Here is a 14,839-nt window from a genome sequence, read left to right on the forward strand (position 1 = left end):
GGTTTTTGAGTGAGTGAAGAGATTATAAAAACGGATTCTACGACGATAGCGCCCAAAAACTGGCTGGATACCCTGAAAGAGTACAAGATTTATCTCTCGATAGGAGCGGCCATCGTCATAGTCGGCACCAGTGCATTGAGCCACTATAAAAATGAGCGGGTTAAAGAGGAGCTTATCAAAGCCCTCGGACAATATCAGCAGAGTACACTTATGATCGGGGGAGAACTGAATTATGAGAGTGTCGATTGCAGCGGAGTGTTGAACACCGATTGTGAGATCGAGGGGATTAAACTCTCAATATTGGGACAGGAACAGTTCTCCGCCAAAGCGATCCGCTTAGGAAATATGGAGTCATTATCGAAGTTTAAAGCGTTTTCCAAAGGGGAAGATGTAAAAGCTTCTGTGGATATCGAGGCCGATGGGGTTTCTCTGCCTGCTCCGATACTTGAGCAGGTTATTGCCCAAAATGTCAGTAACGCTTTTCAGCAAAACATTCTGGATAAACTAAGATCGGTCAATCTTGCATTCAAAGGCGAGGTTGAGGGTAATCCAATGTATATCAAAATGCTTAACATTGATTATTTTCGTATCGATAATACGATTATGCCGTTAGAGTTTTCGATGAAGGCCCGTGAGGTTTCGAGTAATGCTCCGGATACGATGATATTGGAAGGATTCTCTCTCACTGCACAAAACCGAGCTATTTCGGATGTGACGTATGAATCGGTTAAAAGCTTTACCGATACTCTCTCCGTCGAAGATAAAACATTCTTCTTAAAAGAGTTCCACCTGACTCCTGCCGAGATGGAAGATAAAGCAAAAGCATCGCTGGCCATCAACGGTGCGATTGCCAAACGTTTTGAAGATATTTTGCCTTCGACTGTCGGTATTGTTGAAAAAGATTTGATACAGGCGATGATTCAAATGCTCAAAGGGAAAACGGAAAAAATTCTTCTTGAAGGGCGCAATAAAAATAATTTGACGATGGTCGAAATCCAAACGGCACTGCAACAATCCTCTGCAATGACGGATGATGCAGCACGTAAATATATGGATGATAAATTTAAAATCGAGGTTAAAGTCGACTGAAAAGTAAAAATGAAAGAATAAACAGCATTAACACTTCTTTAACAATTACGTTATAAAATGACATATATCATTCAAGGAGTATTACATGAAAAGATTATTAACCATTGTATCGGCAACAGCCCTGATTTCTACATTTGCTTTCGCTGAGACTGCCGCGATGAATCAAGAGCGGGTACAGGTTCAAAATGAAATTCAAAACCGGTTTCGTACGATGAGTACGGATGAACTGCTTGAAAAACGTGGCACGATGACAAATCAGCAAGAGCGTGAGCAATTGCATAATGAGCTGATGAACCGTCAACAAAGTATGACGAAAGAACAGCATGAAAAGTTTATGAACAGACCGGAAAACCGCACCCCGAAAATGAAAAACCAAGGTACAGGCCAAGGGATGATGCAAGGTCAACGTAACGGCATGGGTTCCGGTATGGGCGGCGGAATGGGCTCAGGAATGGGCGGCGGCAAGGGACGTTAATCGCCTCTCATTTCTTTGGCTTTTTTGCAAGAAGAAAATCGTCAAGATTGAAGTGAATAGACTACTTTAAGGGTATGACTCTCTCCCGGAAGAAGGGTAATGATGTCGTTCCCTGCATTGGCAGTTTCGACGCAGACCGTCTTTCGGTAATCATCCGATGAGAGGTCTGCCTTTTCCTCACATACCCGTATCCACGGATTCCACACTATCGCACTGCGGCTCCCCTCACACTTGATACATATCTGTCGATTGAGCGCTTCATCATGGATAACAATATCATCTCCGTCAAACGGATAGACACGGTCGGTTTCGGCATCAATGATAATAGGACCTTCCTGAGATTTTTCACAGCTATTGTCGGTTTTGTCGAGGTAGTTATACCCCTCTAATCCCGTGATATTCGTATGGGTGACATCTCCGACGGCAAAATAGGGGTGGAGTGCCTGTGTAAGCTCTAGCGGGGTATCACCGCGATTTTGGGTCGTGAGTTCCATCGTGAGTGTTTTTCCGACGGTGAGTCTCAGGGTGAGGCGGAAACGGTGCGGCCACAGGGCGAAGAGTTCGGGGGTATCGGTAAGCTCAAAGGTGATACTGCACTCCTGATCGGCTAGCAGATCGGAGGAGATGACATTCCACATACGGGTGCGGGCGAGTCCGTGATCGCTCCGCCCCAGACTTTGCGGATCGGGACCGAACCACGGCCAGCAGATAGGGACGCCGCCTCGGATAGGGGTTCCCTCTTTAAAGATCGCTTTATCACTGAGAAAGAGCAGATCCTCAGGATCGGAGGCAAAGGCATAAGAGAGGAGGTGTGCACCGTAGGGGGTTATCGCAGCGGTGGCATGCGGTGTGGTGATAAGGGCAATCGGGAACCCCTCGGGCCCCTCTTTGAACGTAACATACCCTGCGTGGGAATATAAGGAATTTAAGGTCTCTATATCCATTAGTTGTTCTTCAAAGCTTCGATCTCTTCGGCTTTTTCTTCGATGGTCAGTAACTCATCCACTTTTTCTTCATAGAGTGCTTTTGTTTTTTCAAGCTCTTCAGCCAAAACGCTGATACCGATTTTTTCGTATTGTTTCGGATCGGCAAGCGAAGCATTCAGCTCATCTATTTTCGCTTCGAGTACTTCGATTTCGGCAGGGAGTTTTTCAAGGGCACGCTGTTCATTAAAGGTGAGTTTAAATACCTTTGGTTTTTCGATTGTTGTCTGAACCGTTGCCGCAGGTTTGGCAAATTCCGCTTCCATCGCATCCATTTCGGAGAACTCTTTTTCATCTTCGAGGTATTCGCTGTAGGGTTTGTAGCTCTCCTCTATGGTGCCGTCGCCTTTGAAAATAAAGAGTTTTTTAGCGATCTTGTCGACGAAATATCTATCGTGGCTGACGAGGATAACGGCACCCGGGAAGTTTTGGAGTTTCTCTTCGAGGATATTGATCGTCGGGATATCGAGGTCGTTCGTCGGTTCGTCGAGGATCAGAATATCCACTTTTTTCGTGAAGAGAAGCGCGAGGGCGACGCGGTTTTTCTCTCCGCCGCTGAGGACGCCGATTTTTTTGTCCAAAAATTCCCGCGGGAAGAGGAAGTTTTTCAAATAGCCGTAGACATGATAGTCCTGACCCTGCGCATCGACACGATCCCCTCCGTGAGGACAGAACGTTTCGACGAGGTTCAGGTTGTCATCGAGCATCTCACGGTGCTGGTCAAAATAACCGATGGTGAGTTCTCCTTGCTTGATAATCCCGCTGGTGGGTTTGAGGCGTCCCAGGAGGGCTTTAAGGAGGGTTGATTTGCCGCTGCCGTTAGGACCGACTACGGCGATGACATCTTTTTGCAAAATCCGGGTTGAGAAGTCTTTGATCAGAACTTTATCTCCGAGTGTGAGTCCCAAATGTTCAACATCAAAAAGCATTTTCTGGCGGTTGATCCCCTCGGAGCGGTTGAAGTGTTTGGCTTCCCGTTCGAGTTCGAGCTTCATTTTACGGATTTTGCCGGGATTGTTTTTGGCATCTTCCCGCAGCTGCAATACCCGCTGTTTTCGCCCTTCATTGCGTTTAAGGCGTGCTTTGACCCCTCGGCGGAGCCATTCGTTTTCCGACTTTAGGAGTTTTAGAAGATTGTCATGCTGTTGCGCCATGGTGCGAAGAAGTTCTTGTTTTTGCTCCAGATAGTTGCTGTACCCTCCGTTAAATTCACGCAGAGCACAATCTTCGACTTCGATCGTTTTGGTCGCGATCTGATCGATGAAATAACGGTCATGCGAGATAAAGAGGAGGGTGAATTTCTCTTTGAGAATCAGTTCTTCGAGAAATTCCACCATGTAGACATCGAGGTGGTTGGTCGGTTCATCGAGAAGGAGTACATCCGGTTTTTGGAGCAAGAGCGAAGCAAGAGCGACACGGCGCTGCTCTCCTCCGCTGAGTAGTTCGACATTTTTGTGTTCATACTCTTTGAGCATAAAGTGAAGCATCACCCGTTCGATTTTATCATCAAGGTTCCAGGCGTTGTGGTGATCGAGAAAATTGGTGAGATGAGCCTGCTCTTCCAGGAGCGCTCCGTTATCGTCGTGTTCGGCAAGTAAAACCGAAATAGCGTCAAAACGGACTTTTGCCGATTTGAGTTCGCCGAGCCCCGCTTCGATCGCTTCGCGTACGGTATGGCTGGGATCAAATTTCGGTACTTGGGAGAGCATTTTGATCTCGATTCCCTGACGGGTGATCCGCTCGCCCGCATCCGTATCGAGTGATCCGTGAACGATTTTCATCAGAGTGGATTTACCGCTGCCGTTTTTACCGACGATAACGATTCTCTCCCCTTCATCGATATGAAAGTTGATATTTTCTAAAATTTTTTGGGCTTCATAGTGTTTGCTGACACCGAGGAGATCGACTAATGCCATATTTATTTATTCCTTGGGGAGAGTAATACAGTGATTACGAGACAGATACCATGTCGCAATCGCGTAATCGTTATAGGGAGTTTCGCGCTGTGCAGGGGGAATTGAGTCGTTACGGAGCTTAGAACGGAGTATTCCGAAGACGATAACTCCCAGCAGCAAAGTACCGAGTGCGATAAACCAGTCACTTTTCCACCATACCATCAATGCGATCAGATAGTTTCCATAGCTCAAGCTCCATCCCAGTACCCGTGCGGATAAACGGCATCGGCGGGTAGGGAGCTGCGGTGTCGGATCGATGTGGAAGTGGGGCGCTGTATTCATGGATCGAATTATAGCGGATGGGAGTTTAACTTTAATAGCCACCCGAAATGATATCAGGGTAACGGAATGTTACTCTCGGCTGAATCCTAAAATTTGATTTTTTGGTAACGGTCGATGATCCATTCGGCGACGCCTTGGCGTTCATCGTCCGTCAGTTTTCCTTTGAGCGAAGGCATAATTCCGAACCGTTCGATTGCCATCGGATGACACATGCTGTACTGAACACTCGGATTTTCAATGTAATCTTTGATAAATGCGATGGTAACGCGACGTTTTACATCGTCATCTTCATCGGCAATGATGATATTTTCTCTGAGACGGTTGGAAACTTCTACCATCGGAGGGGCTTTTAGATCCCCGAGATGTTTCATGACTTCTGTCTTTTCCATCATTTCGACATGGCATTTCATACAATGTTTTTGATATACATGGTATCCGTCTGCCCCCCATATGGATGTTGCCGCGAGCAGTACACTCAAAATCTTCATTTAGTCTTGTCCTTTGATCGTGGTAGGATGAAATATTTTGAGATTATAGTTAGTTAAAAGAGATATTTTCTTGATGAATATCAAGCTTTTTGCGGTAAGTTTCCAACAAAGAAAAAGTTAGTTTACAATTGTATCGATAACGTTAACACTAAGGTGATAAGATAACAAAAATTAGGAGAAGATCTAATGAAATATAATAAAACAATAATCGCAGCAGTTATTCTGGGATGCAGTATGAATGCTTTTGCAGGACAAATAGACGGAAGTGCGGTAGTCGGCAGTATGCTCGGCGCAGGAGTCGGTTCCGCAATCGGTTCGGCCAGCGGCGGCAAAGAGGGTGCCATTATCGGCGGAGGAGTCGGCGGAGCTCTCGGGGCGGCTGTCGGAAGCAATCAGGGGACAGCCCGTTCTTCTACGCAGGTCGTTTCACAAGAGAGAGTCATTTATGTAGAAGAGGATAATGACCGTAGACATAAAAGACATAAGCACCGTGATCAAGGCAATCACTACGGAGAATACAAACACGGGCGTGACTAGGCTCGTGTTTTAGCTTTTGCCGATAGACGATTTTAAACCTTTAATCTGTGATTGGAGTCTAGGAATCGTTTAAACTCTTCCGCTGGAAGCGGTTTGCTAAAATAATATCCTTGCACTTCGTTACAGCCGTTCTCACGAAGAAAGGCAAGCTGCTCAGCTGTCTCTACCCCCTCTGCAATGGTAATCATATTAAGATTATGGGCCATATTAATAATGGTATTTACAATGGTTTTGTCTTCTGAATTTTCCGTTATTTCACGGATGAACGATTGGTCGATCTTCAGTTTATAGACCCGAAATTTTTTAAGATAATTGAGCGAAGAGTACCCGGTCCCGAAATCATCGATTGACATCCGTATTCCATGATTATAGAGTTCATTCATTACCTCAATCGCTTGATGCGGGTTTTCCATCGCGATCCCTTCGGTCAGTTCGAGTTCGAGATACTCTGCAGGGAGTTCAAGCTCTTCGAGAACGCTCAAGATCATGGCAATCAATTGGGGATGGCGGAACTGTATGGCCGAGAGGTTGACCGCCATGATAAAGGGTTCCATGCCCGCACTGATCCATGATTTTAATTGTCCGAGTGCACGACGAAGTACCCACTCCCCGATTGCGGTGATCTGTCCGCTCTCTTCGGCGATCGAAATAAATTCTGTCGGAGAGATCATTCCCATAGTCGGATGATTCCATCGCAACAGCGCCTCGGCACCGATTATATTGCCATTTTCCAACGAGATCTGCGGTTGATAGTAAACTTCAAGCTCATTGCGCCGAAGTGCGTATCTAAGTGCATTTTCTAGTTCGAGGTTACGAGCAGAGCGGGCTTGAATTTCTGGAGTGACAAAACGGTAGCAGTTTCGGCCGTCATGTTTTGCACGATACATTGCGGCATCGGCAGCTTGAAACAACTCTTCCTCATTGTTTCCATCCATCGGGAAGAGGGCGATTCCGATGGAGGGGGTAATACTGAGTTCATGAAGCTGGATATGATAAGACTGAGCGACCGTATCAATGATTTTTTCAGCAACGTGTGCTGCCCCGTCGGCATCGGTACCGGGCAGAACAATGATGAATTCATCTCCACCCTGTCGTGAGAGCGTATCTTCTTCCCGTAAGACGGATTGCATCCGTTTTGAGACTTTGATGAGTAATTCATCTCCGACGCTGTGCCCTAGCGAATCGTTGATATTTTTAAAATGGTCCAGATCCAAAAAGAGGAGGGCTATCGGCTCCTTGGAACGGTGGGCGATACTGATAGCGTATTTGATACGGTCATTCAGAAAAAGACGATTCGGCAAGGAGGTCAAAGGATCATAATGGGCAAGCCATTGTACTTTTTCTTCGGCAATTTTTTGAGCGGTGATATCTTGCACGGAGCCTTGTATCCGGATGACTTCGTTATTTTCAACAATAGGCGATCCGATTAGTCGAACCCATTTTTGATTTCCTATATGGGTTGTCATCTGAAGATCAAGATCGCGGGTTACCCTGTTGTGTACGATTTCATTAAGGGCTGTTTGTGCTTTTTCAAGCCATTCTCCCTCAAAAACACTTAACCCTGTCGCTAAGGTGACTTCCTCCGTAGGATTCATATCATAAATAGAAGATGCCTCTTTGGTCCAGATGCCGATTTTAGTGTTGAGATCGATTTCCCATCCGCCGATATGGGCAGCCGAACTCATCTTTTCGAGGAGTTTTTCGGTTTGGGTCAAATGTTCTTCAGCCGCTTTGCGTTTGGTCTCGCGATCGAAATTCTCCATCGCAAAGCTGACATCCATGGCCATTTCCTCAATGAGCTCTTGAACCATCGGGTTAAAAGCATTGAGGGTTTTGGAATAGATGGTAAATACACCGATAACATCATGATATAAATAGATCGGCAGTGCCGCGGAAGATCTCCATCCCATCTGTTGGCCCCGATCGTGCCAAAGGGCGGTGGAAGGATCATTTAAAAAGTCTTGGCACCAGTAGGGGTGCTTCTCTCGCGCGGCACTTCCGGTAGGTCCTTTACCGGACGGTATACCGGCTTCAGCAGAGATCTCAATTCCTTTTAGGTAGTGCTTTTCATCTCCGTAGGATGCAATAGGGGTGATCTGCTTTGTTTCGGGATCGATGAGTCCGATCCATGCCATGCTCATCCCCCCCTGAATAACGCTGCTTTTGCAAATTTTTGCAAAAAGCTCCTCCGGCGTGGCCGAATGGATAATGGCATGATTGCATTGGCTCAAGGTAGCATAGGTCTGGGTGAGCTGACGGATACGGTTCTCATTATGGTGGCGTTCGGTAATATCGTGTGCCATCCCCAAGATACCGATCAGAGTGTTTTTATCATCGACCATCGGGATTTTAACGGTTTCGAGCAGAGCGCTATGTCCGTCATCGGCAAAGGTGATCCACTCTTCATTAACACTCGGAGCATTCGCTTCCATGGCGATACGGTCATTTTTCCGGAAAAAATCGGCGAGTTCTTTATCGACAAAATCGTAATCGGTTTTTCCGACAATATCTTCCTCTTTAGCCCCGAAAAAACGTTCAAACATCGGATTGCAGAGTAAATAAACCCCTTCTTTGTCCTTGAGCCAAATGAGATCAGGGATAGTGTCGAGCAGAGTATGAAGCTGATTTTTAGTCTCTGCGATCTCCGCAGTACGCTGATCTACGAGCTTTTCAAGGGAATACCGGTAATTTTTTAGTTCGGCGTATTGTTTCGCCATGTAGCCTAACAGTGTGCTGATAAAGAGGGCGATTACCGCCTCGATTGCCAAGAGCCACTGATTGTGCCATCCGCCGGTCGGGGCTATGTGCAGTGTCCATGTTGAGTTGGGAAGTTCTATGAGCTGCTCTACCGGTTGGTCCAGTTTTGTTTTTCCCGATGAAGCGATGATCTGCTTTTGATTGGTTTGGGGATGGATACGGGTGAGGGTGTATTGATACACTTCATTATTAATTTTATTTAGAGAAATCGTATTAAGAATATCGGGAAAACGGATGACAATGATGACAAACCCCCAAAACTTTTTCTCTTTGGTAAAAACCGGCAACCTTCCGACGAGTCCCTCTCCGCCTTGAATAAGTTTTAAGGGGCCGGCCAACGTCAGTTTTCTCGTTTCACGGGCGAGAATAGCCTCCTGGCGTTGTTCCGGATCGTGGAAGAGGTTGAATCCAAGTGCTTTTTGATTGATCTCATAGGGAACTACGGTTTCAATGATACCGTTCGGGGCAAGAGCAATTTCAGAGATATGGGGATAGAGCGTAATGAGTTTTGTCCCGATTGCTTCAAAACCATGAATGGTTCCGTCATCTTGGATCATGGCAGCAAGCGGATAGGCTAAGCCAAGCGTTTGATCAATTTTTCGATCGAGACGATCAGCATTTTCTTTGGCAATATTCTCGATGGTATCGTGCAGTTTATGGACACGCATGGTTTCAAAATGATAAATAGTATAGGCAGAGAGAAGGAGTATAGAGAGGAAAACAAAAAAACCTATCAACCATTTTTTGAGTGAAGGAATGTCACTGTTTTTCGATGATACCGTAGCCATGAATTCCTGTCTTTCAGCAAAGTAAAAATCTATTATTTTAAAAAACTATAACATGCTTTGGATAAAAACAATCTGCATGAATTTGATCATCTATAAAATCAATAATTAGATTTCGATAATAGATTTATGTTAGAATAGTTTCAAATCATATATACCAGGAGTGAAAATGCTTTCAGAATTTAAAAAGTTTCTCATTAGCGGAAATGTTGTCGACATGGCGGTCGGGTTTATTTTCGGGGCGGCATTTGCAACGGTTGTGAAATCTCTTGTAGCCAACATCATTATGCCTCCGATAGGGCTGCTCTTGGGAGGCGTTGATTTTTCATCGTTGTTCATTGCCCTGGATGGTAAAGAGTATGTGTCTTTATCCGCATTGGATGCTGCGGGTGCACCGGCGATCAAGCTCGGAGTTTTTATCAATGACGCTATATCCTTTACCATTTTAGGGTTTGTAATGTTTATGATGGTCAAAGCCTATAATAAACTCAAAGCCGGGGAACCCGCTCCCGAGCCAGCGGCACCGACGACAAAAACATGCCCTGAGTGCGCAATGGAAATCCCTGTTGCGGCCAAAACATGCCCTTACTGTAAAAGTGCCCAGTAATCAGGCATTCGTATCGAGGATATTACCGCCGAGTGCGGTTATTTTCTCATCGATTTTTGCGAGAGCTTTGTTGAGCGTTTCATAGGAAATATCGGGGAGTTTCCCTCCCCAGAGTTGTTCTGCTTCATTAAATCCGCGAATGATCCCTTCACGTCCGGATCGGAGTTTTTCGAGATCATCCCCGCCCCCGCTCAAAACAAAATCAGAGAGGCGTGCCGAGGTTTGGGATACTCCGAAAAATCCCTCTTCACTGACGAGCGCTTTCGCCTCATCCGGGGTCATATCGATGATCGGTTTTCCGGTATAGCCGATACTTCCAAAATCGATTGCTTTGAGCAGATCACGAACTTTGTTCAGGTCGAACGCTGCATTTTGAACTTCAATATTGGTCGATGAAACTTCTTGTGAGCGTTGAGAGAATTCGATCAAATAGGCTTGGGATAAAGTTTTGGCTGAAATCTCACCGTTTTTTATTTTTGTTTTAAAATCTTCACTCTCTGTTTCATATACCGCTACACCGCTTTGAGTGTAGGGATTGATGGATGAGGTTGTGTTTCCAATTTGCATAAATGCTCCTTTCTTGGAGTTAATAGACTAATATCGTCAAACTGACCGAATCATTCAAATACAAGGGTATCAATTTGGTTAAAATCTTTCTCCGGTTCAGTGGCGGATCAATGTTAATGGAACCCGATAAAATCGAATATTTTTGTAAATGTGATTAATATGTATAAAATGTTAAAAACATTAGAATATTATAATTTTTTATATCATAATGATTTTATAAGCGGACGGCAGATGAAAAAAAATATTTTATTACACAGTATTCTTCTCTCGATATTAACCGTCGCATATGCGGATGAGGCGGACACGGGTAAAGAAATAGAGTCTCTGATCAATGATATCAGTGAAATCGCCACCAAAAAATCACTCAACGTAGATTACTTGCCCTCCGTAGTCACGATCATAGATGCCCAAACCTATAGAGATGCCGGTATCCAAACAGTTTCCGAAGCCTTGGATATGTTGCCGAGTTTCCAGATTCAGTTAAGTCCTACCGGTTACAGCATGACAACGGTACGGGGTTTGAAAAATCCAAATGCCTATCTTTCCGATAAAGTCAAAGTTTTAATAGATGGGGTAGCAATCAACAATGAAGTACAGGGGAGTACCCATTTTTACATGGATTTTCCCATGCAGCTCGTTGAAAAAATAGAGGTTCTGCGCGGGCCGAATTCTACTCTTTACGGATCCGGTGCCTTTTATGGGACGATCAATATTATCACCAAGCTTGGAAAAGGTCTTAAAGACTCTCAACTCTATGCGGGAACAGGGAATTATCAATATCAAACCGTCGGAACGAATATCAACACATCGCTTGGAAATTGGAAATTTTTCGCGGACGGTTATTACAAACAAAACGACAAAGCTCTGGATGTCAAAAATGAGACCCGGAAAACAGATGAGGCCATGAAAGATTACTCCGTCGGTTTCAAAGCGACCAATGAGAATTTTGAATTTCTGACCCGGCTAAAACAAAATACCTATGGAAACTTTTACAGTTATGAAGGACTTTTAAATCCGATACCGCAAAGTGATGAATATCATAAAAACAGCTATTTTTTCTCGCAGCTTTCCTATAAGACAGCGTTTGATGATTATAAACTGGAAACCAAAGCCAGCTTTTCGCATCGTGAGCTTGATCAAAAAGACAATATGACTTCCATTGCAGAGATTGCCGGTTTTTTTAGTGTAGTCGGCATTAATATGCAGGATGGTTTTTATACCGTTCAAAAATCAACGGAAGAAAATCTCGAAGCCGAAGCGATTCTAACCCTTCCGCAGATCTATTCCAATGATATTCTAATAGGAGCAGGAGCACGTCAGGCAAAAGTGACGCATGATGAGTTTTACAGCAGTATTGAAGCCGTGATCATGCAAAACTATAACGATATATATCTTTATGATCTAACGCATAATGATTTTAGATATAACGCAGTCAATGAATCTGCATTTTGGAACAATCCGACGACAACTCTGCTGCCCAAAGGGATAGATAGAGAGATTACGTATGGCTATGTTCAAGACTTAATATCGGTGACGAAAGATATGGATCTGATTCTCGGTTTACGGGCAGATCACTACTCTGATTATGGAATGCAATTGAATAAAAGAGCCGGCTTGGTTTATCGGGCCAGTGATTCAACCATTCTCAAGTTCCTTTACGGTTCAGCCTTCCGTGTCCCAACCCTGATCGAAGCCTATCAAAACGGTCATATCAATACGCGGGCGGGGGAGAGTACGATTCAGCCCGAAAAGACGGATACGTATGAAATCGTAGGAATATATACGCCGAATTTTAACCATAAATTTTCGTTGGATCTTTTTTATTCACAATTAAAGAATGTCATCGATCTCGAAGAGTTGCCATACACCGATCCGGGATATCAAAACTTCAAACAGCGCTATAGCCAAGGGGTGGAATTTGAATATTTTTATCATGCTGGACAGGAACATAACCTCTATTTCAATGCAACCTATCTTGATACACACTACACCCTTGCCGCAGAACCGACGATTCGATACTATGGGGACGGTACATCGGTCGCGACAGACGGTCGGGGAACGCTTGATGAAAATATGCCGGATATTTCAAAAGTGATGCTCAAAGGTATGTATGTCTATCGACCTGCCGATAAACTCTCATTCGGGACAAGCTGGAGATATTTTTCTAAAACAACACCTTCGCAATTGGTGACTCAGGATACATCTGTAGATGAAGTCCATATTTTTGATGAGACGGTGACCTACCGATTCTCCCCTTCCAGTGAACTTCAGCTCACCGTTAAAAATCTTTTCGATGCCGATGTCTACCAGCCAAGCTACTACTATCAAGTCGCCGGAGGAATCAAGAGAGAGGGGAGAAATTTCTTTTTGACGTATGTGCAGAAGTTTTAACCCCTTTACTCATGACGCAGGGCATCGATCGGGTTAAGGCGTGCTGCTTTACGCGCCGGAAAATATCCGAATACGATTCCGACAACCGTCGAAAATAAAAAAGCGATGATGACAATGGAGCTGTTAAACACAAACGGCAGATCAAAATAGAGATTGATTCCGAAACCCACACCGATCCCTAATACCATACCGATAATGCCTCCCATGGAAGAGAGGACGACGGCTTCGACTAAAAATTGGAGCAGTACTTCACGTTCCAGTGCCCCGATCGCGAGACGGATGCCGATTTCGCGTGTCCGTTCGGTAACGGATACGAGCATAATGTTCATGATCCCGATCCCTCCGACAAGCAGACTGATGGCCGCGACAGCTCCGAGCAAGAGCGTGAGCATTTTCGTTGTAGAGGAGAGAGTTTGAACCACTTCACGCAGATCCCGTACATTGAAGTCGTCCTCATCCCCCAAGCGAATGTGCCGCCGTTCACGCATAAGGGAGGTGACATTGTTTTTGATCGCTTCTACACCGGAAGCATTTTTTGCGGAGAGCATAATGGTCGAAATTTCCTGATTACCGCTGATCCGCCGCTGAAACATACGGATCGGAACAACGATGAGGTCGTCTTGGTCGGAACCGAACATGGAGGCTCCTTTCGGATGGAGCAGACCGACGACATGACACGAAAAGTTTTCCAGCCGGATCAAAGCATCGAGGGGATTTTGGTCCCCGAAAAGTTCTTTATGGATCGTCTCCCCGATCACACAGACCGCTTTTCCCCCTTGAAGCTCGGCAGACGTAAAGTTTCGCCCGGATTCAAATGTCCAATCTTTAACGGTAAAATAATCGTTATTGCTTCCGTCGATAGAGGTGGAATAGTTCTGATTCCCATACACGACCTGCATCCCTTTTGAAGAGACGGGAGCTACCCCTTTCAGCCCGACGATTTCGCGTGATATCGCGGTAATGTCATCGTGGGTAAACCGTTTGGCGGTAGCATCTCCTCCTCCGGGGCCGTGGCGCTCTTGTCCCGGGCGGATAATGAGCATATTGCTGCCGAGTTTGGAGATACTGTTGGTGACATACGCCGTGGTCGCATCTCCCAGCATGACCATGGCGATGACGGAAGCGACCCCGATGACGATCCCCAATGTTGTCAGGACAGAACGCATCACACTGCGGCGGATCTCACGCAGCGCCAGAATAAAGGCATTCCAGATCATGCGTCAACCTTGTGTTCTGTGGTATCGATAACACCGTCACGAAAATGGATGGTCCGCGAAGCGTAGGCTGCCATGTCGCTTTCGTGGGTAACCATGATGACCGTAATCCCCTGGTCGCGGTTGAAAGAGCGGAGCAGCTCCATGACTTCGATACTTTTGACGGTATCGAGATTTCCGGTCGGCTCATCGGCAAGCAGTACGAGCGGATTGGTCACAATGGCCCGTGCGATGGCAACCCGCTGCTGCTGTCCGCCGGAGAGTTCTCCGGGGGTATGATGCGCCACATTTTCAAGTCCGACGCTTCGAAGCGCTTCCATCGCTTTTTCCCGGCGCTCTGACGCGGGAACTCCCCGATAGAGGAGGGGGAGCTCGACATTTTCGATTGCCGACGTTTTGCCCAAAAGATTGAATCCCTGAAAAATAAAACCGATGTAATTGCGCCGCAGCAAAGCTCTTTGATCACGGCTGAGCATCCCGACATCGATCCCTTCGAAAAGATATTTCCCTTCGGTAGGCGTATCGAGACATCCGATGATGTTCATAGCGGTTGATTTTCCCGATCCGCTGGGACCCATGATGGCGACAAATTCGCCTTGATGGATTTTCAGATCGACTCCGCGAAGCGCATAGGCCGTGGCGTCACCCGTCCCGTAATATTTTCTCGTCTCTCTAAGTTCGATGACCGGAGTATCAGTGTGCGTCATGG

At 45.7% G+C, this 14,839-nt stretch carries 13 protein-coding genes; 5 read left to right on the plus strand and 8 right to left on the minus strand.

Features of this window, described 5'->3' with window-relative positions:
- Positions 1–9: 9 nt before the first annotated feature.
- Both WAO38_RS05260 and WAO38_RS05265 read left to right on the plus strand, forming a co-directional pair.
- Positions 10–1,089 (plus strand): hypothetical protein, encoded by a 1,080-nt coding sequence (locus WAO38_RS05260; RefSeq protein WP_422235025.1) that lies wholly within the window; start codon positions 10–12, stop codon positions 1,087–1,089.
- A gap of 85 nt (positions 1,090–1,174) precedes the next feature.
- Positions 1,175–1,564 (plus strand): hypothetical protein, encoded by a 390-nt coding sequence (locus WAO38_RS05265; protein WP_422235027.1) that lies wholly within the window; start codon positions 1,175–1,177, stop codon positions 1,562–1,564.
- 41 nt (positions 1,565–1,605) lie between these two features.
- On the opposite strand, the gene WAO38_RS05270 is transcribed toward WAO38_RS05265, so the two are convergent.
- From WAO38_RS05270 to WAO38_RS05285, 4 genes are all read right to left on the minus strand, one after another.
- On the minus strand, positions 1,606–2,508 hold the full coding sequence (locus WAO38_RS05270; RefSeq protein WP_422235029.1) for a D-hexose-6-phosphate mutarotase: 903 nt from the start codon (positions 2,506–2,508) through the stop codon (positions 1,606–1,608).
- The gene (locus WAO38_RS05275; RefSeq protein WP_422235031.1) at positions 2,508–4,463 is read right to left on the minus strand and encodes an ABC-F family ATP-binding cassette domain-containing protein; all 1,956 of its coding nucleotides are present in this window, start codon (positions 4,461–4,463) and stop codon (positions 2,508–2,510) included. The genes WAO38_RS05270 and WAO38_RS05275 overlap by 1 nt, the downstream gene beginning before the upstream one ends.
- A gap of 6 nt (positions 4,464–4,469) precedes the next feature.
- The gene (locus WAO38_RS05280) at positions 4,470–4,784 is read right to left on the minus strand and encodes a hypothetical protein (protein ID WP_422235032.1); all 315 of its coding nucleotides are present in this window, start codon (positions 4,782–4,784) and stop codon (positions 4,470–4,472) included.
- Positions 4,785–4,870: 86 nt separating this feature from the next.
- Positions 4,871–5,272: a c-type cytochrome gene (locus tag WAO38_RS05285; RefSeq protein ID WP_422235034.1), complete on the minus strand. Its 402-nt coding sequence runs from the start codon at positions 5,270–5,272 to the stop codon at positions 4,871–4,873.
- A 186-nt stretch (positions 5,273–5,458) separates the two neighbouring features.
- Between WAO38_RS05285 and WAO38_RS05290 the strand changes: the two genes are divergently transcribed.
- Positions 5,459–5,809, plus strand: a complete 351-nt coding sequence (locus tag WAO38_RS05290; protein ID WP_422235036.1) for a glycine zipper domain-containing protein — start codon at positions 5,459–5,461, stop codon at positions 5,807–5,809.
- Positions 5,810–5,841: 32 nt separating this feature from the next.
- Here the strand turns inward: WAO38_RS05290 and WAO38_RS05295 are convergent, their stop codons facing one another.
- Complete coding sequence (locus WAO38_RS05295) at positions 5,842–9,354, minus strand: bifunctional diguanylate cyclase/phosphodiesterase (RefSeq protein ID WP_422235038.1); 3,513 nt, start codon at positions 9,352–9,354, stop codon at positions 5,842–5,844.
- A gap of 166 nt (positions 9,355–9,520) precedes the next feature.
- On the opposite strand from WAO38_RS05295, the gene mscL reads away from it, so the two are divergent.
- On the plus strand, positions 9,521–9,958 hold the full coding sequence (gene mscL, locus WAO38_RS05300; RefSeq protein WP_422235040.1) for a large conductance mechanosensitive channel protein MscL: 438 nt from the start codon (positions 9,521–9,523) through the stop codon (positions 9,956–9,958).
- Here mscL and WAO38_RS05305 read toward each other — a convergent pair whose 3' ends face one another.
- Positions 9,959–10,525: a hydrogenase-4 component G gene (locus tag WAO38_RS05305; protein WP_422235042.1), complete on the minus strand. Its 567-nt coding sequence runs from the start codon at positions 10,523–10,525 to the stop codon at positions 9,959–9,961.
- Between the two features lie 231 nt (positions 10,526–10,756).
- Between WAO38_RS05305 and WAO38_RS05310 the strand changes: the two genes are divergently transcribed.
- Positions 10,757–12,916 (plus strand): TonB-dependent receptor plug domain-containing protein, encoded by a 2,160-nt coding sequence (locus tag WAO38_RS05310; protein ID WP_422235044.1) that lies wholly within the window; start codon positions 10,757–10,759, stop codon positions 12,914–12,916.
- A 5-nt stretch (positions 12,917–12,921) separates the two neighbouring features.
- Here WAO38_RS05310 and WAO38_RS05315 read toward each other — a convergent pair whose 3' ends face one another.
- Both WAO38_RS05315 and WAO38_RS05320 read right to left on the minus strand, forming a co-directional pair.
- On the minus strand, positions 12,922–14,133 hold the full coding sequence (locus tag WAO38_RS05315) for an ABC transporter permease (protein ID WP_422235046.1): 1,212 nt from the start codon (positions 14,131–14,133) through the stop codon (positions 12,922–12,924).
- Positions 14,130–14,837: an ABC transporter ATP-binding protein gene (locus WAO38_RS05320; protein WP_422235048.1), complete on the minus strand. Its 708-nt coding sequence runs from the start codon at positions 14,835–14,837 to the stop codon at positions 14,130–14,132. The genes WAO38_RS05315 and WAO38_RS05320 overlap by 4 nt, the downstream gene beginning before the upstream one ends.
- Between the last annotated feature and the right edge of the window lie 2 nt (positions 14,838–14,839).

The organism is Sulfuricurvum sp. (assembly GCF_049277495.1).
GTDB lineage: Bacteria > Campylobacterota > Campylobacteria > Campylobacterales > Sulfurimonadaceae > Sulfuricurvum.

Excerpts from the sequence above, each read along its gene's own strand:
- WAO38_RS05265 (WP_422235027.1), top strand. The coding sequence starts at position 1,175 with ATGAAAAGATTATTAACCATTGTATCGGCAACAGCCCTGATTTCTACA.
- WAO38_RS05270 (WP_422235029.1), bottom strand. The coding sequence starts at position 2,508 with ATGGATATAGAGACCTTAAATTCCTTATATTCCCACGCAGGGTATGTT.
- WAO38_RS05275 (WP_422235031.1), bottom strand. The coding sequence starts at position 4,463 with ATGGCATTAGTCGATCTCCTCGGTGTCAGCAAACACTATGAAGCCCAA.
- WAO38_RS05280 (WP_422235032.1), bottom strand. The coding sequence starts at position 4,784 with ATGAATACAGCGCCCCACTTCCACATCGATCCGACACCGCAGCTCCCT.
- WAO38_RS05285 (WP_422235034.1), bottom strand. The coding sequence starts at position 5,272 with ATGAAGATTTTGAGTGTACTGCTCGCGGCAACATCCATATGGGGGGCA.
- WAO38_RS05290 (WP_422235036.1), top strand. The coding sequence starts at position 5,459 with ATGAAATATAATAAAACAATAATCGCAGCAGTTATTCTGGGATGCAGT.
- WAO38_RS05295 (WP_422235038.1), bottom strand. The coding sequence starts at position 9,354 with ATGGCTACGGTATCATCGAAAAACAGTGACATTCCTTCACTCAAAAAA.
- mscL (WP_422235040.1), top strand. The coding sequence starts at position 9,521 with ATGCTTTCAGAATTTAAAAAGTTTCTCATTAGCGGAAATGTTGTCGAC.
- WAO38_RS05305 (WP_422235042.1), bottom strand. The coding sequence starts at position 10,525 with ATGCAAATTGGAAACACAACCTCATCCATCAATCCCTACACTCAAAGC.
- WAO38_RS05310 (WP_422235044.1), top strand. The coding sequence starts at position 10,757 with ATGAAAAAAAATATTTTATTACACAGTATTCTTCTCTCGATATTAACC.
- WAO38_RS05315 (WP_422235046.1), bottom strand. The coding sequence starts at position 14,133 with ATGATCTGGAATGCCTTTATTCTGGCGCTGCGTGAGATCCGCCGCAGT.
- WAO38_RS05320 (WP_422235048.1), bottom strand. The coding sequence starts at position 14,837 with ATGACGCACACTGATACTCCGGTCATCGAACTTAGAGAGACGAGAAAA.